The sequence below is a fragment of the Deferribacter thermophilus genome (genome assembly GCF_049472675.1).
Lineage (GTDB): Bacteria > Chrysiogenota > Deferribacteres > Deferribacterales > Deferribacteraceae > Deferribacter > Deferribacter thermophilus.
The window spans coordinates 310,825-328,460 of the sequence record NZ_JAPNXM010000001.1 but is presented as its reverse complement, the minus strand read 5'-3'; the positions used below and the strand labels follow the sequence as shown (position 1 = coordinate 328,460).

Sequence of the window (17,636 nt, the reverse complement as noted above, 5' to 3'; positions counted from 1 at the left end):
TTATCACCTTTCCATATCTCTGTGTTTTAATTTAACATTTATGTCAGTCTTATCTTTAATATATTCATATATAAATTCCGCAATAACAACAGAACGGTGTTTACCTCCAGTACATCCAATTGAAATTGTCAAAAACTTCTTACCTTCTTTAATATAATTAGGTATCAAAAAGTTCAATAAAGACTTTAACTTAACAAGAAATTTTTTAGCTCTTTTATCCTTAAATACAAAATCTTTGACTTTTTCATCCCGACCTGTTAATGGTCTAAGTTCATCATTATAATGTGGATTTTTTAAAAATCTAACATCAAAAACCAAATCTGATTCAGATGGTATCCCATATTTAAAGCCAAAAGATTGAATTATAACTGTAAAGTTTGTTTCAAAAAATTTTGAAAAAATATCATATATTTTATTAGAAAGTTCATTTATATTTAATTTACTAGTGTCTATCACAATATCTGCCAAATCTTTAATCTTATTTAATAATTCCTTTTCTTTATCAATAGCAAATAACAAATCATCCCCTAAAGGGTGTTTTCTCCTTGTTTCTTTAAAGCGATTTAATATTACCTCATTATCTGCTTCCAAAAATAGAATTTGAGCATTATAATTATCTTTCAAACCTTTGATAAAACTAAACGCATTATTAAAATCTTTATTTCTAACATCTATTACTAAAGCAACTTTTGGTATTTCAACATTAAAATCGAAAGCAAACTGAAAAAACTTTTCACCCAAAAATATAGGTAAATTATCTATTGTGTAAAATCCTAGATCTTCTAAAGCCTTTGCCGCTGTAGATTTACCAGCTCCAGACAAACCAGTAATAATAACAACAGAATAATCTCTATTCATTCAACCCCTTTTTTAAGGAAAATATTTTTTAGTAAAGCCTCTTTTTTTGCCTCTAAAACTTTATTTAGCTTATTATTAAATTCTACTGCAGCATCAAAGCCCATTAATTTTAACAAATGATTTTTAGCTGCAGCCTCTATAATGATAGCAATATTTCTTCCTGGAGAAACAGGAATATTTACAAGAGGTAGATCCACATCTAAAATAGTAAAAACTTTTTTATCAATACCTAACCTGTCATAATCACCATCTTTATTCCAATCTATAAGATTAACAACTAACTCAACCCTTTTCCTAAGCCTTATTGCACCAATACCATACATCTCTTTGATATTTAAAATACCTAACCCTCTAACTTCTAAATGATTAACTAACAAATCATCACCAAACCCTACAAGAAAATCTTGTTTTTTCTTTATTATGACTACATCATCGGCTACAAGCCTATGGCCTCTTTTAACCAACTCCAATGCACACTCACTTTTTCCAATACCACTTCTACCAAGAATAAGCACCCCAACACCATGAACATCTACCAGTACTCCGTGCATATTCGTAGTGGGTGCTAACTTTTCCTCTAAATATGAAGATATTTCATTTATCGCAATTGAGCTTTTTAATGGAGTTTTAAATAAAGGGATACCGTACTCTTTGCATGCATCAATTACTACTTTTGGAATATGTTGATTTTTAGTAACTACTATACATGAAATATCCTTTTTACATAAGCCAGTTATTGCATCATATTTCTTCTTTTCATCTAAAGCATTTAAATAGGAAATTTCTGTATTTCCTAAAATCTGTACTCTTCCTTTGTGGATATGATCGGTAAATCCTGCTAATGCAAGGCCAGGTTTTTGTATGCGGTGATTATCAATAAATTTTTCAAATACTTTTCTTTTACCATAAATTAGTTTTAATTTTAGATTTTCAGCCTCAGGAGCAAGTAGCTCAGAAACTGGTATAGAACTCATTACAATTTATCTTCCTCTTCTTTTAAAACTTCTAAAGCATCAGACGGATTATTACATTTCAAAACTTTCTCTTTAAAATCGGTCATTTTTATTAATCTTGAAATTCTTGCAAGAGCTTTCAAATGTAACTGCATCTTACTTGAAGGAGCAATAACTACAAAAAATAGTCTAACGGGTAAATCATCTACTGCATCAAAATCCAATCCATTATCAGATAAAGCAATTAAGATTTTTAAATCATCTAAGTTATTTATTTTAGCATGGGGGATAGCAACTTCTTCCCCCACTGCTGTAGAACTTAATATTTCCCTTTCATATAAGGCTTTATAAATTTCTTCTTCATCTAACTCTGAATAAAGCTCTTTAAATTTTTTAGCAAAAAATTTTAAAAGTTCATCCTTATTATAATTTTTATCAATAAAAATAATATTTTTTTCATCGATATAATCATATATTTTCATTTTACTACCTATTATGGTTCTATTAAACCTATATTACCATCATCCCTTTGATAAACAACATTTACTTCACCTGTATCAGCATTTCTAAAAACAAAAAAGTTTTTATTTAATAGTTCCATCTGCATAACAGCTTCGTCAATAGTCATAGGTTTTGCAGGTATCTGTTTACTAATAATAGTTTTTGGATTTGAATCGATAGACTCTGAATCAATAACATTTAATCTAAGCGATGTATCAGGTGTTGATTCCATAAATTTCTTATTTTTAAGCTTTTCTTTATATTTAACAAGCTGCTTTTCAATTTTATCTACAGCAAGATCAATTGATGCATATAAATCTTCAGACTTTTCAAGCCCTTTTAAAAACACCCCTTTAGCATCTACTAATATTTCAGCGATATGAACATTTTTTTGAATTTCTAATAAAACATGAACATCTATAATCTGATCAAAATACCTTTTTATTTTTGATACTTTTTTTTCTACATAACTCCTAATTGCATCAGTCAACTCAAGATTTCTTGCAGTAATTTGAATATTCATAAGACCTCCTATTTATTTTTTCTTTTACTAGATGATGGTATACCTAATTCATCTCTATATTTTGCAACAGTTCTTCTAGCAACTTTTATACCTTTTTTTGATAAAATTTCCACAATTTTTTCATCACTTAACGGCTTCTTTTTATCTTCATTGTCTATAATTTCTTTAATTTGATTTTTAATCTCTTCAATACTAATAGTTCCCTCACCTGTTTCAATCCCTTTTACAAAAAAAGTCTTTATTTCAAAAACCCCATACTCACAAGCTAAATATTTATTGGATGTTACCCTACTGACAGTAGATTCATGAAGACCAGTAGCATCAGACACTTCTTTTAATTTTAAAGGTTTTAACTTTGTATCCCCATTTAAAAAGAAATCTTTCTGATGGTTCACTATAAATTCCGCAACTTTTAAAATGGCTTTCTTTCTCTGATTTAAGCTTTTGATAACCCATAATGCATTCTTTATTTTATCCTCAATATACGACTTTGTCTTTTCATCCAATGAATTACTTTTTAATATCTTAAGATAATAACTGTTTAATTTAATTGATGGTGTATGCTCTTCATTTAACTTAACCTCTAGACCATCTCTTGTCTTATATACATACACATCAGGAATTATATATTGAGTATTTTCTGAAAATTTCAACCCAGGCTTAGGATCTAATTTTCTAACAATACTTAATAAAAATTTTAAATAATCCTCATCAATATCAAGCTTATCTATGATTTTATCATATTTTCCCTCGATTAATTCTAACTCAAAATCTTCTAACAAGCGAGTAATAAAATAAAAATCAATTTCTAATATTTCAAAATCTTTAAGTTGAATAAGCAAACATTCCTTTAAATCCCTTGCAGCTATGCCGGATGGCTCAAATTCTTGGACTTTCTTCAATACTTTTAAAAACTTATCTTTATCAACCCCTAAATTTTCAGATGCTTCATCTATATCCAATCTAAAATAACCATTCTCTGTTAGATTACCAATAATAAATTCCCCAATTCTGTATTCATCATCTTTCAATCCTGAAATTTTAAGCTGAAAGAGTAAATGACTATACAAATCTGGCTTTTTACTAACAAATTTTTCAAAATTAATATCTTCACTATCATCAGCTATATATATTTTATAATCATCTTCATTAAAAAATGATTCCCACTCTACTTTTTGTAATTCTTTTATATAGTTATCTATCTCTGTATCATTATAATTATCCATATCCTCTTTTACATTTACCTCTTCTAAAACAGGATTATTCTCTAAAATTGTGTTCAACTCCTGATTTAGCTCCATGATTGGTAATTGTAGTATATTCAAAGATTGTTTCATTTGAGGGGTAATTAATAACTTTTGAGATAATTTTGTTTTTAATGTTATATCTATTTTATTCATCTATATTGAATACCCTTCACCCAAATAAGTCTTTCTGACTTTATCATCTTTAATAATTGTATCTGGATCACCATGTGTTAATATCTTCCCTTCATACATAATATAAGCCCTATCAGTAATCTGTAAAGTTTCTCTTACATTGTGATCAGTAATCAAAATACCAATATTCATTTCTTTTAATTTAGCAATCATTTTTTGTATCTCTTGAACAGAAATAGGATCAATCCCAGCAAAAGGTTCATCCAGTAAGATAATTTCTGGCTCTATCGATAAACAACGAGCAATTTCAACTCTCCTTTTTTCACCACCACTTAAAGCATATCCGATTGTATCTCTAACATGTTGTAAACCAAACTCATCTATTAATCTCTCTGTTCTCTCTTCTATTAGCTTTTTATCTTTAAATTTAAACTCCATTGCAGCATAAATATTTTCATACACAGTCAAGTTACGAAATACAGAAATCTCCTGAGGTAAATAACCGATACCCAACGATGCTCTTTTATAAATTGGTAAATCAGTTATATCCTCTTCATTAAAACGAATTACACCTTCATCAGCCCTGATAATACCAACTATCATATAAAATGTTGTGGTTTTGCCAGCTCCATTTGGTCCTAACAACCCAACTACTTCACCTTTAGATAAATGAAGACTAACTCCATCGACCACAAATCTTTTCTTATATCGCTTCTTTAAATTCAAAACTTCTAACATATTTACTCTAATTCTGATTATTTTCTGGGATAAAAATAATTTTTACTTTCCCCTTATCATTATTCTTAACTTCAACCCTTTTCTCTTTATTATAATAAGTGACTTTATCACCTTCCAAGTAATTTTTATTTTGCCAAATTTTGACATCCCCTTCCAATACTAAAATGTCCTCTTTTATATCAAAAACTGCATTATCTGCCAAAGCAGTCATATTATCTTTTATAATTTTTACATTCCCTTTACAAACTATCTTACTTGGCTTATTCAAATCATCTAAATACACATACATTAAATCACTTTTAATAGTGGAATTATCATAAATAGCATCAACATCACCTTTGAAGATCGATATTCTTTTATTTACATCATAAGTAAGCTCATTTGAAGTTATCTGAACTCTATTTTCAGCAAACCCTAAACAACTAAATAATAAAAAAATAGATATAAATCTAAAAACTAATTTCATAATTAACCTCTACATTATCTTTGAATAACAATAAATTTTTATCATAATAGTATTTTAATCTTTTCGCCGTAATATAATTGAATTTATCTTTTATTACAATATTTCCTTCCAATTTTAAAGTTTTACTTTCTAACGAATATTCCCCTATAGCATCTTTATCCTTAGTAAATAAAGTATAACCATTGAACAAAACATTAATATCTCCTCTTACAAGCAGCTTTTTATCAAGAACATATTCACAACTATTAGCATTTAAAATTATATCGTTACTTTCTTTATGATAGATTAATTTGCAATTTTTTAGGTTAACTAATTTGTTATTTTTACTATAAATTGCTTCATCAGCAGTAAGTTTGTAATATTCACCTTCAGAAAATCTTTTAGATAGCTCAAAATTTTGCACACTTATAATATCTTTTTTAATATTTAAATCATTAAATTTTATTTTACTTTTAAAATAAGAATTAATCAAAAGTACTAAAAGAAAGAGAACAAAAATAAATATTAATATAATTTTAAAACTTCTTGCCACTGTCTATTTCTCTTAATAATTTCCTCAATAAAATATCTTACAGCCCCCCTTCCACCTGCTACAGGCGCAATATAATCTACCTCATTTTTAATATAATCTGGAGCATCATTAACCGTTGCTGAAAAACTAACTCTCTTTAAAAGGCTTAAATCATTTAAATCATCACCTATATAAGCAGCTTCACTATCATCAAAACCATATTTCTCTTTTAGTTTTTCATACACTTCTACTTTATTCATAACTCCCTGAAAAATATCTTCTATACCCAATTCCTTACATCTCATCTCTGTAATCTTTGATTCTCTTCCTGTTAATATTAAAATTTTATAACCAAGCCTTTGAGCTAACTTAATCCCTAACCCATCCCTTACATGAAAGTTTTTAATCTCACCATACTTTTCACTATAAATAATAGCACCATCTGTCAATACACCATCAACATCTAAAAAAATGTATTTTATCATACAATTCCTGCCTTTAATATATCGTGCAAATGTATTATCCCATAAGGCCTTTTATTTTCGTCAACTATGAGTAAAGTTGTTATAGAATGCTTCTCCATCAATTGTAATGCCTTCGCTGCTAAAGCATCCTCTTCAATTGTTTTAGGATTTTTTGATGCTATTTCCATAACATTTCTTATAAATAAATCTTTAAACTTTTCTAAACCTCTCCTCAGATCACCATCTGTTAAAATACCCACTAAAACACCATCATCATTCACTATAGCTGTACAACCAAATCCTTTTGAACTCATCTCTAAAATAGCATCAGTAACCGTAGCTCTATCTTTTACGATAGGAACTTTTGAGCCAGTATGGTAAATATCAGATACTTTTAAAAGTAATCTTTTACCGAGACTTCCAGAAGGGTGAAATAGTGCAAAATCCTCTTCTTTAAACCCTCTCTTTTCTAATAAAGCTATTGCTAAAGCATCCCCTAAAGCCAAAGCAGCTGTTGTACTGGCTGTTGGAGCCAAATTTAAAGGGCAAGCCTCTTTTTCAACTGATGCATCCAAAACACAATCACTTTTTTTTGCTAAAGTAGAATTAACTCTACCAACAATTGAAATCAAAGGCACACCTAATCTTTTAATAATAGGTAGTATTGAAACAATTTCATCAGTTTCTCCACTATTTGATATTGCTAATACTACATCATCTTTTACAATCATCCCTAAATCACCATGAACCCCTTCTGCAGGGTGTAAAAAAAGTGAAGGTGTCCCTGTAGATGCAAAAGTAGAAGCTATCTTCTTACCAATTAGACCTGATTTTCCCATTCCAGTTACTACCAAACGACCTTTACAATTATAAATAATATCTACTGCTTTTAAAAACTGATCATTAATCCTATCGATTAGATTATAAATCGCATCAGCTTCTATTTTTAAAGCTTTCTTTGCTACCTCTTTTAAATCCATAATGCATCCTGTATTTTTTTTACCTGTTCAAATAATTCCTCTGTCATTTTAAAATCTAACATATTTGGCCCATCACACAAGGCAGAATCAGGATCAGGGTGAACCTCTAAAAATAACCCATCTACACCACATGCAACAGCCCCTCTTGCTAAATATGGAGCAAATCTCCTTTCTCCACCAGATGCAGCCCCTTTACCACCAGGCAGTTGAACAGAATGAGTAACATCAAAAATTACAGTATCACAAAACTCTTTCATTATTGGAAAGCTCCTAAAATCAACTACTAAATTATTATAACCAAAACTGTACCCTCTTTCCGTAATCATAATATCTTTTGCATTAAAATATTTTAATTTATCAACAACATTTTTCATATCCCACGGAGCCATAAATTGACCTTTTTTTACATTCACAATTTTTCCACTTAAAGCAGCAGCTTTTAAAATATCTGTTTGGCGACATAAAAAAGCTGGTACCTGTAAAATATCCACATAATCTTTTATTAAGTATGCCTCTTGTTCAGAATGAAAATCTGTCAATATTTTTACTTCAAACTCTTTTTTCAATCTTTCAAAAAAAGAGACCCCTTTTTCAATACCTGGTCCTCTATAAGATGTTATAGAACTTCTATTTGCTTTATCATAAGAAGTTTTATAAACATATTCAAAACCATACTTACTGCATAAATTCTTTAAAAATTCACAAGTTTTAAAAGCAATTTCATCATTTTCATAAACACAAGGTCCAGCAATTATTAACATTCTTTCTCCTGAGATACATCCTTTTTCTCAAGCTTAAAATTATAAGCAGCTTTTATAAAATCTCTAAAAAGAGGATGGGGATATAATGGTCTTGATTTAAACTCAGGATGAAACTGGCACCCCAAAAACCACCTATGTGCCTTTAACTCAATAATTTCCACCAAATTTCTATCTGGATTTATACCAGATATATGTAAGCCAGCTTTTTTAAAATCATCTAAAAATTCATTATTAAACTCAAGTCTGTGTCTATGTCTTTCATAAATTACATCTTTTTGATATGCTTTGTAAGCCAATGAATCTTCAGTTATCTGGCACTTATAAGCTCCAAGCCTCATTGTCCCGCCAAGCTGTTTTATATTCTTTTGTTCCTGCATGAAATCTATTACAGGATATGGTGTTTTTGGATCAAACTCAACACTATTAGCACTTTCATACTTCATCACATTTCTTGCAAATTCAATAACAGCACACTGCATCCCAAGACATATACCAAAAAATGGGATATCTTTATTCCGAGCATAATTAACAGCATTTATCTTACCTTCAACCCCTCTTTCCCCAAAACCACCTGGTACTAATATCCCATCAACATCATCTAAATACTTGCTTAAATTTCCATGCTCTAAATCTTCAGCATCAATCCATTTAATCTCAACTTTCAACTTATTTGCTATACCACCATGAACCAATGCTTCATTCAAACTGATATAAGCATCTTTAAGATTTATATATTTTCCTACTACACCAATAGTCACAGTATCTTCCGGATTTTTTAATCTATAAACCACATTTTCCCAGTCTGAAAGATCAATATCCCTTTTCTCCAATTTTAATTTTTCTAATACTATTTTATCTATACCCTCTTTATGTAAAAGCAATGGAACTTCATATATCGTGGATGCATCTATAGCATTAATTACCGCATTTTTAGAAACATTACAGAATAAAGCAATCTTTTTCCTGATAGATTCATCTAAAGGATATTCTGATCTACATACTAAAATATCTGGTTGAATACCTATTTCCCTTAGCTCTTTTACTGAATGTTGTGTAGGTTTCGTTTTTAATTCACCAGCACTTTTTATGTACGGTACAAGTGTAACATGAATATAAACTACATCATTTTCATCCAAATCATACTTCATCTGCCTTATCGCTTCTAAAAATGGTAAACTTTCAATATCCCCAACAGTACCACCTATTTCAGTTATTACAATATCATACTGTTCAGATAGCTTAAAAATACTGTTTTTTATTTCATCAGTAACATGAGGGATTACTTGAACAGTTGCACCTAAGTAATCTCCTCTTCTTTCCTTATTAATTACATTATAATAAATTTTACCAGTTGTTATATTACATTCTCTTGTTGTAGGAGTAGATAAAAACCTCTCATAATGACCTAAATCCAAATCAGTTTCAGCCCCATCGTCAGTTACATACACTTCACCATGCTGAAAAGGGCTCATAGTACCAGGATCAACATTCAAATAGGGATCAAACTTTTTAATTAAAACCTTATAACCCCTGCTTTCTAAAAGTGTACCAATCGAAGCAGCAGTTATCCCTTTTCCCAAAGATGACAAAACTCCACCTGTTACAAAAATAAATTTAGCCATTATCAATCTCCTTTGCAATTTCTTCAGCTTTAATTGCATCCTCCATAGTATCAACAGAAAAAGGTTTATAATTAGTCAAAATTACCTTTATTTTTCCACCATTTTCTAAAACTCTTAATTGTTCAAGCTTTTCTAATCTTTCTAATTCCCCTTCGCACATTTCAGTAAATTTAAACAAAAAATCTCTCCTAAAACCATAAACTCCAATATGTTTTTTATATTTAATACTTTTAGCATCATCCCTTACAAAAGGTATCAATTGCCTTGAAAAATACAAAGCATAACCTTCATTATCTGTAACAACCTTAACAACATTTGGATTATCCACTTCTTCTAACGAAACTTCACAACAAGCAGTTACCATATCCAAATCTTTTTCATTTGTCAAAACTTCAATTAAATTATCTACTAATTTTGGATCAATAAATGGTTCATCCCCCTGAACATTAATAATTACATCATCTTTTATAAACTTAGCAACTTTTGCAACCCTATCACTTCCCGTTTTAATATCTTTATCACTCATTACACATTCTAAACCTTCTATCTTTTCACACTCTTCCAAAATCCTAAGATCATCTGTAACAACAATCACTCTATCAGCTTTTGACTTAAGACATCTTGATGCAACCCTATTTATCATACTTACACCATTAATTTTTATCAGGGGTTTACCAGGTAACCTTATTGAATCGTATCTCGCAGGTATAATAACAGTAGCCATAAAAACCTCTCAAATTTTCAAACAAACAGCCATTGCATAATCTCTTGAATGAGAAATTGATAATTTTAGATCATCTCTTACAGAATTATCAATAACAATAAACGGTTTTCCAGATTTATCATTTAAAATTTCAATTTTATTATAAGAAATTATTGTTTTATCCAGACATTTTATCACAGCTTCCTTCGCTGCAAATCTGCCAGCTAAAAAACTATATTTATTTAAATGTTTTGTAAAAAATATCTTTTTTTCCTTTGTAGATAAAATCTTATCTAAAAACTTTTCTCCGTATTTAATATAACTTTTTTTTAACCTTTCAATTTCTATAATATCACAACCAATCATTTTTTACACTCTAATGAGTGCTTACATATTAAATCTTTCATCTCTCTAACAGCTTCTTTTATACCTACATAAATTGACCTAGCAATTATAGAATGTCCAATATTTACCTCATAAATTTCTTTAATTTTAACAATATCAATAATATTATAATAATCCAATCCATGACCTGCATTCACAATAAATCCAAGCTCTTTTGCTATTTTAGCAGCAGACTTTAATCTCTTAAGCTCCTTGATTTTTTCGCCACCTTTTGCATCAGCATAAGCACCTGTATGAAGTTCTACAAATTTCGCACCAGTATATGTTGCTTTTTCAAGCTGAGATTCATCTGGATCTATAAAAATAGAAACCTCTATGCCAGCATCCATCAATCTAGAAACAGTATCTTTTACTAAATTAAAGTTTTCTATAACATCTAAACCGCCTTCTGTAGTCAGTTCCTGTCTTTTCTCAGGAACAAGAGTGCACATATCAGGCTTAACCTTTAAAGCTATATTTATAACATCTTCATTACATGCCATTTCAAGGTTAAGTCTTGTTTTTACTGTCTCTTTTAGTAGAAATAAATCTCTATCTTGAATATGTCTTCTATCTTCTCTTAGATGAATGGTTATACCATCAGCACCACCTAGCTCTGCCAAAACTGCGGCTCTAACAGGATCTGGCTCAATAGATAATCTTGCTTGTCTAACAGTAGCCACATGATCTACATTAACTCCTAATTTAATCATTAAACTTTCCCTCCACAAAATCTAATTTCTAGATTTGTTTTTGTTTATATCTTCAATAGCAACTTCACAAATTTTATCAATATATTCATCAATTTTATCTTCAAATTCTGCTTCTACCATGACTCTGAGCTTATTTTCAGTCCCTGAGTATCTCACTAAAACTCTTCCAGAGTTTTTCAACTCATTTTCTATATCTCTAATTATTTTTTGTAGCTTCGTTAACCTTTCAAATGGAACTTTTTCATCAACAGGTAGATTTTTTAACTTTTGAGGATAAACTTCAATAAACTTTTTTATATTATTTAAAGAATCCCCTTTTCTAACAAGCACTTTTAAAAGTTGTAATGCACTAATTAAACCGTCCCCCGTAGTATTATAATCACTAAAAATTATATGTCCTGATTGTTCTCCACCTAGATTATATCCACCTTTCAACATTTCTTCCAATACATATCTATCGCCTACTTGGCTTCTAATCATTTTAATACCTCTGTTAAGAAGTGAATTCTCAAAACCAAGATTACTCATCACAGTAGCAACTATTGTCGAATTTTTTAAGCTCCCAATCTCATTCATAAAGTCAGCACATATACCAAGTATATAATCTCCATCTACTATTTCCCCTTTTTCATCAACAAAAATAACTCTATCACCATCACCATCAAAGCTTATCCCCAAATCAGCTTTATGTTTAATCACTTCACCCTGTAATTGTTCAGGATTTACTGCACCGCACCCATCATTTATGTTGTAACCATTCGGCTTATCATTTATCACAATCACATCAGCGCCTAATTCAGAAAAAGCCATAGGAGCTACCTTATAAGTTGCACCATTAGCGCAATCAATAACAATCTTTAACCCTTTTAAATCTATATCTTTATCAAAAGTAGATTTCACATACTCCACATATCTACCAATTGCTGTTTCAATTCTGTATGCTTTACCAATATTTGTTGGTGAAAGATTGAAATTATTCTTTTCAACTAATTCTTCTATTTTTAATTCCAAATCATCACTTAATTTATAACCATCAGGTCCAAAAAACTTGATCCCATTATCATAGTATGGGTTATGTGATGCAGAAATAACAACCCCTGCATCTGCCCTCAAACTCTTTGTAATAAATGCTATAGCTGGTGTTGGTAAAACACCCAACAAAACAGCATCAACACCCATTGAACATATCCCAGAAACAATAGCATTTTCAAACATATAGCCAGATATTCTTGTATCTTTACCTATAACTATTAGATGTTTTTTACCACCATTTTTAAAAATTGTAGCAATAGCCTTCCCTAATTTTAACGCAAAATCCGAAATCATAGGAAAAACATTGGCTCTTCCCCTAATCCCATCTGTTCCAAAATATTTTCTCACTTTTTCACCTCTACTCTAACTTTCGAAGGCTTAATTCTTAATACAGTAACTTTTTCAGGCACATCGTATTTTACAGGTAATAAAAACCTACCCTGAGATTTAATATCAGATAAGTCCACATACACTTTAATAATCTCAGAAATTCTATCATCTTCTAATAAATCTTTCCTCCCTTTAATTTCTACACTAACTTCATTATCAAGGAGATCTGCATTATAATCAGTTTTATTTATTATAGATACTGGCAAATTTATCTTTTTGGTTACAATATCTTCCATAAATTTAACTACGACATCAATATAAGCAGGTTCAACCTCCATTAAACCTGGAACTTTCCTGATAGCAATATTATAAGTCAAATCTCTAAATTTATTATTTAAATCGATAGGTAATGTTTCTATTGTCTTCATATCTTTTATACTATTTTCAGCACCCTTTACTTTGACAGTATTAGGATAAACCTTTATATTTTTAACTTTATAGCCTAATTTTGGCGATCCAATAAAAACAGGCACCACCTTCAATTGTTTCTCAACTAATTTGTCTATTGTAATCACGATAACACGAGGATCTAAATTTACTATTTCAACCCCTTTTGGAGTTGACACATCCTGATTGGAAATTATATATCTATTTTTACCATATTTCAGTAAATCAGCATTTACTCTTACTTTTAAATCACTAAATTTAATATTTTTTAAAATATAATCTGGCCCTTTCACAGTTACTCTTACCAAATTCGTATCATATACAGCAATTAACCCTTTATTTAGATTTTCTAAGACTATAGGAACATCATAGGAGGCCTCTTTATAATCTGAAGTAACAACTATAAACCAAAAAAATAAAGCCATAATAACGCTAATTATTTTCAATTCTAAATTTTTAAGAATTAGATTCATCATTTATCCCTAACAATGAAACTAATGTATTTTTCAACATATCAGCATCCAACTCAGTAGAAATTCTTCCATTTGCTGCTACAGCAATTGTTCCCCTTTCTTCGCTAACTACTATACTTATTGCATCAGTTTCTTCACTAATTCCTAAAGCAGCTCTATGTCTAGTCCCAAATGACTTATCTATATCCTCTCTTTTTGTCAAAGGCAAAATAGCACTTGCATACACGATACGGTCATCTTTGATAACCACCGCACCATCATGTAAAGGTGAATATGGGATAAATATACTTAAAAGTATCTCCTTTGTTACAACTGAATCAACCTTTTGCATGCTTTGGACATAATGAGTCAAATCTGTATTTCTTTCTATAACTATTAAAGCCCCTATTTGTCTATTTGCAAGAATAGTGCAAGCTTTTACAATTTCATCTACAACAGCAACCCTTTTTTGAGCAAAATTACCAAAAATACCAGTTTCACCCAATACCGCTAAAGCCCTTCTGATTTCAGGTTGAAACAAAATAATAATAGTCAAAAATAAGTAACCAGAGAAATTACTCAACATCCAACTTGTAGCTTTTAGCCCTAAGAATTTGGAAATTACAGAAAAAATCAACAGAAAAACGATACCAAAAAACATACTAAATGCTCTAGTCCCTTTAATAAGCAACAAAAGACGATAAATTACAAAGCTAATAATTGTAATATCAATCAAATCAATAATTGAAAAATCTCTCAAAATCTCAAGCATCTAAACTAATCCCTTTATAATATTTTCCTATTTTTACAATATCCTTTGCAGTTTTTATATCATGAGTTCTAATAAAATCGGCACCTTTTGTAATTGCTAAAAACTCGATAGCTTTAGTTGCAATATCCCTTTCAACTGGTGGTTTATCAATAATGTTACCTATCATAGATTTTCTTGATACGCCAACTAATAAATGATACCCAAGCATCTTAAATTCTTCTAAGTATTTTAAAATTATATAATTATCTTTCAAAGTCTTACCAAACCCAAAACCAGGATCCAAAATAATACTATTTTTTCTAATTCCAAAATCCATAGCTTTTTTAGCTGAATTTAGTAAAAATAATTTTATCTCCTCTAATATATTTGTATATTGTGGATTATTTTGCATATCTTTTGGAGTACCTTTAATATGCATAAGACATACCGCAGCATTATATCTACTACAAACTTCCACCATTTTATCATCAAAAGTAAAGCCACTAATATCATTAATAATATGGGCTCCTTCTTTTAATGCAAAATCTGCAACTGCAGATTTGTATGTATCAATAGAAACTATAAAATCTTTTTCCAAAGCTTTACTAAGAGCATATTTGATCCTACTAATCTCCTCTGAAGCTGAAATAGGCAAAGACCCAGGCCTAGTTGATTCTCCACCAATATCTACAATCTTCACATCGTTTTCTAAAAAATACTCCAATCTTCTCTCAATAGAATCATTATCTGTAAAGCACCCCCCATCACTAAAAGAATCTGGGGTTGTATTTAAAATACCTACAATTTGAGGCTCATCTAAATAAATATTTTTATCTCTAGCTACTAAGATATTTGTATCATTTAGATTTAAGTATTCACCTAATTCATCAGCTAATACTTTTAAATTAAAAGGTTGAACTTTTAATTTTTTTATAAACTTCTTAAGAGATTTTTTATTTAACAATACCAAAGCATCGGTTTTCTCTACTTTACAATTAATAGATCCTTTAGCTACTGCCACATCTCCACCAAGCGAAAGAGCTTCCTGTTTTAAAATATTAGCTTGTCCAGGGGATAAGTCTAATACTTTAATACAATAAATTTCACCCTTTTCATATAAAGATAAAGCATAATTATCTACACCAATTTTCTTTAATTCATACAATAATCTATCTTTATCATTATTTATCTGATAAAATTTAAACATCTTCTATATTATCCCTCTTTTCTATATCAATATTACCACCATCATCACTACTATCATTTTTATCCTTAAAGCTTTTAATTATCTCATCCAATTCTTTGCCATCTATTGTTTCTTTTTCTAAAAGAAGCTTTGCCGTTGCATGTAAAATATCTATATTTTCTTTAAGAATATTTAATGATCTCTTATAATTATTCATTACAATCGATTTTATTTCTTCATCTATCATAATGGCTGTTTTTTCACTAAACTCTCTAGCAGAGACAATCTCTTTACCTAAGAAAACTGCTTCATCTTTTTTACCCAATGCAAGCGGTCCTAATTTTTCACTCATACCCCAGCTACAAACCATTTTCCTTGCTATATCAGTTGCTCGTTCTATATCATTTCCTGCCCCAGTAGTAAATCTATTAAATACTATCTCTTCTGCAGCTCTACCACCCATCAATACGCTGATCATCCCCTCTAAATATTCTTTACTGTACATATGTCTGTCATCTTGGGGTAGTTGTTGAGTAACACCTAATGCCATCCCTCGAGGAATAATACTAACTTTATGAACAGGGTCAGCTCCAGGTATAAACTTAGCAACAATTGCATGTCCAGCCTCATGATAAGCAGTAACCTTTTTCTCTTCTTCACTAATACTCATACTTCTTCTCTCTTTACCCATTAAAACCTTATCCTTTGCTTCTTCAAAATCTTCCATATAAACTTTATCTTTATTTTTCCTTGCAGCAATAAGGGCAGCTTCGTTTACTAAATTAGATAAATCAGCACCAGAAAAACCTGGTGTACTTTTTGCCAGGATTTCTAAATCAACATCATCAGCCAATGGAACTTTTTTAGTATGCACTTTCAAAATTTCATAACGACCATTTACATCAGGTCTTGGAACTACAACTTGTCTATCAAATCTACCTGGTCTTAATAATGCAGGATCAAGGACATCCGGTCTATTAGTTGCTGCAATAAGTATAACACCTTCATTTGATTCAAAACCATCCATCTCTACCAACAGTTGATTAAGCGTTTGTTCTCTTTCATCATGGCCTCCACCAAGACCTGCTCCTCTATGCCTACCAACCGCATCAATTTCATCTATAAAAATAATACATGGAGCATGTTTTTTCCCTTGTTCAAACAGATCACGAACTCTTGCTGCACCTACACCAACAAACATTTCAACAAAATCAGAACCAGATATGCTAAAAAAAGGTACTCCTGCTTCTCCAGCCACAGCTTTTGCTAACAATGTCTTACCTGTTCCAGGAGGACCAACTAATAAAACCCCTTTTGGAATTTTCCCACCCAATCTCTGAAATTTATGCGGGTCTTTTAAAAACTCAATTATCTCTTGTAACTCTTCCTTTGCTTCTTCTACACCTGCCACATCTTTAAAAGTAACCTTTTGCTGATCTTGAGTTAATAACTTTGCCCTACTTTTACCAAAAGAAAAAGCTTTCTCACCTGCACCCTGCATCTGCTTCATGAAAAAGATCCAGATACCAATCAATATAATCATTGGCAGCCAAGAAATTAATACCTGTACATACCAAGGATTTTGATCAGGCGGTTTTGCATATATTTGAACTTTATGTTCTCTTAAAATTTTTACAAGCTCATCATCAGTGGGATAATATGTTTCAAATTGTGTTCCATCAGTCATCTCCCCAGTTATATGATTCTGTTTTATAATAACTACCTTAACTTTATTTTCTTGAACTTTATTGATAAAGTCAGAATATGATAATTTTTTACTTAGTCCTTGACCTGTATTGAAAAAATTAAACATAACTACCATCATCAATGCAATTACCATCCAAAGCATTAAATTCTTGTAAAAATTATTTTTCATTTTCAC

Annotated in this window: 20 protein-coding genes; all 20 read right to left on the bottom strand. The window is 30.3% G+C overall.

The genetic code is table 11. The features are described from left to right. Window positions 1-3: 3 nt before the first annotated feature. Genes rapZ through ftsH form a run of 20 tightly spaced genes read right to left on the bottom strand, consistent with a single transcriptional unit; the run spans window position 4 to window position 17,630 of the window. Entirely contained in the window at window positions 4-858 is an 855-nt protein-coding gene (rapZ, locus tag OWM07_RS01670) for an RNase adapter RapZ (RefSeq protein ID WP_423301939.1), read from the bottom strand. After that, window positions 855-1,832, bottom strand: a complete 978-nt coding sequence (gene hprK / locus OWM07_RS01665) for an HPr(Ser) kinase/phosphatase (protein WP_423301938.1) — start codon at window positions 1,830-1,832, stop codon at window positions 855-857. Before hprK ends, rapZ begins: the two co-directional genes overlap by 4 nt. Further along, the gene (locus OWM07_RS01660) at window positions 1,832-2,293 is read right to left on the bottom strand and encodes a PTS sugar transporter subunit IIA (protein WP_423301937.1); all 462 of its coding nucleotides are present in this window, start codon (window positions 2,291-2,293) and stop codon (window positions 1,832-1,834) included. The genes hprK and OWM07_RS01660 overlap by 1 nt, the downstream gene beginning before the upstream one ends. 11 nt (window positions 2,294-2,304) lie before the next feature. Beyond that, a complete protein-coding gene (gene hpf, locus OWM07_RS01655) occupies window positions 2,305-2,835 on the bottom strand; it encodes a ribosome hibernation-promoting factor, HPF/YfiA family (protein WP_423301936.1) in 531 nt (176 codons plus the stop codon). An 8-nt stretch (window positions 2,836-2,843) separates the two neighbouring features. Next, complete coding sequence (rpoN, locus tag OWM07_RS01650; RefSeq protein WP_423301935.1) at window positions 2,844-4,235, bottom strand: RNA polymerase factor sigma-54; 1,392 nt, start codon at window positions 4,233-4,235, stop codon at window positions 2,844-2,846. Beyond that, window positions 4,236-4,952 carry an LPS export ABC transporter ATP-binding protein gene (gene lptB / locus OWM07_RS01645; RefSeq protein WP_423301934.1) on the bottom strand — a complete coding sequence of 239 codons (717 nt, stop codon included), beginning with the start codon at window positions 4,950-4,952 and terminating at the stop codon, window positions 4,236-4,238. Between the two features lie 7 nt (window positions 4,953-4,959). Next, window positions 4,960-5,418 (bottom strand): lipopolysaccharide transport periplasmic protein LptA, encoded by a 459-nt coding sequence (gene lptA, locus OWM07_RS01640; RefSeq protein WP_423301933.1) that lies wholly within the window; start codon window positions 5,416-5,418, stop codon window positions 4,960-4,962. Continuing rightward, window positions 5,402-5,950, bottom strand: coding sequence for an LPS export ABC transporter periplasmic protein LptC (lptC, locus tag OWM07_RS01635; RefSeq protein ID WP_423301932.1), 549 nt, complete (start codon window positions 5,948-5,950; stop codon window positions 5,402-5,404). The genes lptA and lptC overlap by 17 nt, the downstream gene beginning before the upstream one ends. Continuing rightward, a complete protein-coding gene (locus OWM07_RS01630) occupies window positions 5,923-6,414 on the bottom strand; it encodes a KdsC family phosphatase (protein ID WP_423301931.1) in 492 nt (163 codons plus the stop codon). The genes lptC and OWM07_RS01630 overlap by 28 nt, the downstream gene beginning before the upstream one ends. After that, window positions 6,411-7,373, bottom strand: a complete 963-nt coding sequence (locus tag OWM07_RS01625) for a KpsF/GutQ family sugar-phosphate isomerase (protein ID WP_423301930.1) — start codon at window positions 7,371-7,373, stop codon at window positions 6,411-6,413. Before OWM07_RS01625 ends, OWM07_RS01630 begins: the two co-directional genes overlap by 4 nt. Further along, complete coding sequence (gene kdsA, locus OWM07_RS01620; protein WP_423301929.1) at window positions 7,364-8,134, bottom strand: 3-deoxy-8-phosphooctulonate synthase; 771 nt, start codon at window positions 8,132-8,134, stop codon at window positions 7,364-7,366. Before kdsA ends, OWM07_RS01625 begins: the two co-directional genes overlap by 10 nt. Beyond that, window positions 8,128-9,756: a CTP synthase gene (locus OWM07_RS01615; RefSeq protein WP_423301928.1), complete on the bottom strand. Its 1,629-nt coding sequence runs from the start codon at window positions 9,754-9,756 to the stop codon at window positions 8,128-8,130. The genes kdsA and OWM07_RS01615 overlap by 7 nt, the downstream gene beginning before the upstream one ends. Next, window positions 9,749-10,480 (bottom strand): 3-deoxy-manno-octulosonate cytidylyltransferase, encoded by a 732-nt coding sequence (gene kdsB, locus OWM07_RS01610; protein ID WP_423301927.1) that lies wholly within the window; start codon window positions 10,478-10,480, stop codon window positions 9,749-9,751. The genes OWM07_RS01615 and kdsB overlap by 8 nt, the downstream gene beginning before the upstream one ends. Before the next feature lie 9 nt (window positions 10,481-10,489). After that, window positions 10,490-10,825, bottom strand: coding sequence for a holo-ACP synthase (gene acpS / locus OWM07_RS01605; RefSeq protein WP_423301926.1), 336 nt, complete (start codon window positions 10,823-10,825; stop codon window positions 10,490-10,492). Then, window positions 10,822-11,556, bottom strand: coding sequence for a pyridoxine 5'-phosphate synthase (locus tag OWM07_RS01600; protein WP_423301925.1), 735 nt, complete (start codon window positions 11,554-11,556; stop codon window positions 10,822-10,824). Before OWM07_RS01600 ends, acpS begins: the two co-directional genes overlap by 4 nt. Before the next feature lie 21 nt (window positions 11,557-11,577). Beyond that, the gene (gene glmM / locus OWM07_RS01595) at window positions 11,578-12,936 is read right to left on the bottom strand and encodes a phosphoglucosamine mutase (RefSeq protein WP_423301924.1); all 1,359 of its coding nucleotides are present in this window, start codon (window positions 12,934-12,936) and stop codon (window positions 11,578-11,580) included. After that, the gene (locus OWM07_RS01590) at window positions 12,933-13,841 is read right to left on the bottom strand and encodes a CdaR family protein (RefSeq protein ID WP_423301923.1); all 909 of its coding nucleotides are present in this window, start codon (window positions 13,839-13,841) and stop codon (window positions 12,933-12,935) included. Before OWM07_RS01590 ends, glmM begins: the two co-directional genes overlap by 4 nt. Beyond that, window positions 13,822-14,589, bottom strand: coding sequence for a diadenylate cyclase CdaA (cdaA, locus tag OWM07_RS01585; protein WP_423301922.1), 768 nt, complete (start codon window positions 14,587-14,589; stop codon window positions 13,822-13,824). Before cdaA ends, OWM07_RS01590 begins: the two co-directional genes overlap by 20 nt. Next, window positions 14,582-15,775, bottom strand: a complete 1,194-nt coding sequence (gene folP, locus OWM07_RS01580; protein WP_423301921.1) for a dihydropteroate synthase — start codon at window positions 15,773-15,775, stop codon at window positions 14,582-14,584. The genes cdaA and folP overlap by 8 nt, the downstream gene beginning before the upstream one ends. Then, the gene (gene ftsH, locus OWM07_RS01575) at window positions 15,768-17,630 is read right to left on the bottom strand and encodes an ATP-dependent zinc metalloprotease FtsH (protein WP_423301920.1); all 1,863 of its coding nucleotides are present in this window, start codon (window positions 17,628-17,630) and stop codon (window positions 15,768-15,770) included. The genes folP and ftsH overlap by 8 nt, the downstream gene beginning before the upstream one ends. Window positions 17,631-17,636: the final 6 nt, after the last annotated feature.

What these genes read in the sequence shown, in the direction of transcription:
- rapZ (WP_423301939.1), bottom strand. Translation starts at nt 858, where the DNA reads ATGAATAGAGATTATTCTGTTGTTATTATTACTGGTTTGTCTGGAGCT.
- hprK (WP_423301938.1), bottom strand. Translation starts at nt 1,832, where the DNA reads ATGAGTTCTATACCAGTTTCTGAGCTACTTGCTCCTGAGGCTGAAAAT.
- OWM07_RS01660 (WP_423301937.1), bottom strand. Translation starts at nt 2,293, where the DNA reads ATGAAAATATATGATTATATCGATGAAAAAAATATTATTTTTATTGAT.
- hpf (WP_423301936.1), bottom strand. Translation starts at nt 2,835, where the DNA reads ATGAATATTCAAATTACTGCAAGAAATCTTGAGTTGACTGATGCAATT.
- rpoN (WP_423301935.1), bottom strand. Translation starts at nt 4,235, where the DNA reads ATGAATAAAATAGATATAACATTAAAAACAAAATTATCTCAAAAGTTA.
- lptB (WP_423301934.1), bottom strand. Translation starts at nt 4,952, where the DNA reads ATGTTAGAAGTTTTGAATTTAAAGAAGCGATATAAGAAAAGATTTGTG.
- lptA (WP_423301933.1), bottom strand. Translation starts at nt 5,418, where the DNA reads ATGAAATTAGTTTTTAGATTTATATCTATTTTTTTATTATTTAGTTGT.
- OWM07_RS01630 (WP_423301931.1), bottom strand. Translation starts at nt 6,414, where the DNA reads ATGATAAAATACATTTTTTTAGATGTTGATGGTGTATTGACAGATGGT.
- OWM07_RS01625 (WP_423301930.1), bottom strand. Translation starts at nt 7,373, where the DNA reads ATGGATTTAAAAGAGGTAGCAAAGAAAGCTTTAAAAATAGAAGCTGAT.
- kdsA (WP_423301929.1), bottom strand. Translation starts at nt 8,134, where the DNA reads ATGTTAATAATTGCTGGACCTTGTGTTTATGAAAATGATGAAATTGCT.
- OWM07_RS01615 (WP_423301928.1), bottom strand. Translation starts at nt 9,756, where the DNA reads ATGGCTAAATTTATTTTTGTAACAGGTGGAGTTTTGTCATCTTTGGGA.
- kdsB (WP_423301927.1), bottom strand. Translation starts at nt 10,480, where the DNA reads ATGGCTACTGTTATTATACCTGCGAGATACGATTCAATAAGGTTACCT.
- acpS (WP_423301926.1), bottom strand. Translation starts at nt 10,825, where the DNA reads ATGATTGGTTGTGATATTATAGAAATTGAAAGGTTAAAAAAAAGTTAT.
- OWM07_RS01600 (WP_423301925.1), bottom strand. Translation starts at nt 11,556, where the DNA reads ATGATTAAATTAGGAGTTAATGTAGATCATGTGGCTACTGTTAGACAA.
- OWM07_RS01590 (WP_423301923.1), bottom strand. Translation starts at nt 13,841, where the DNA reads ATGATGAATCTAATTCTTAAAAATTTAGAATTGAAAATAATTAGCGTT.
- cdaA (WP_423301922.1), bottom strand. Translation starts at nt 14,589, where the DNA reads ATGCTTGAGATTTTGAGAGATTTTTCAATTATTGATTTGATTGATATT.
- folP (WP_423301921.1), bottom strand. Translation starts at nt 15,775, where the DNA reads ATGTTTAAATTTTATCAGATAAATAATGATAAAGATAGATTATTGTAT.
- ftsH (WP_423301920.1), bottom strand. Translation starts at nt 17,630, where the DNA reads ATGAAAAATAATTTTTACAAGAATTTAATGCTTTGGATGGTAATTGCA.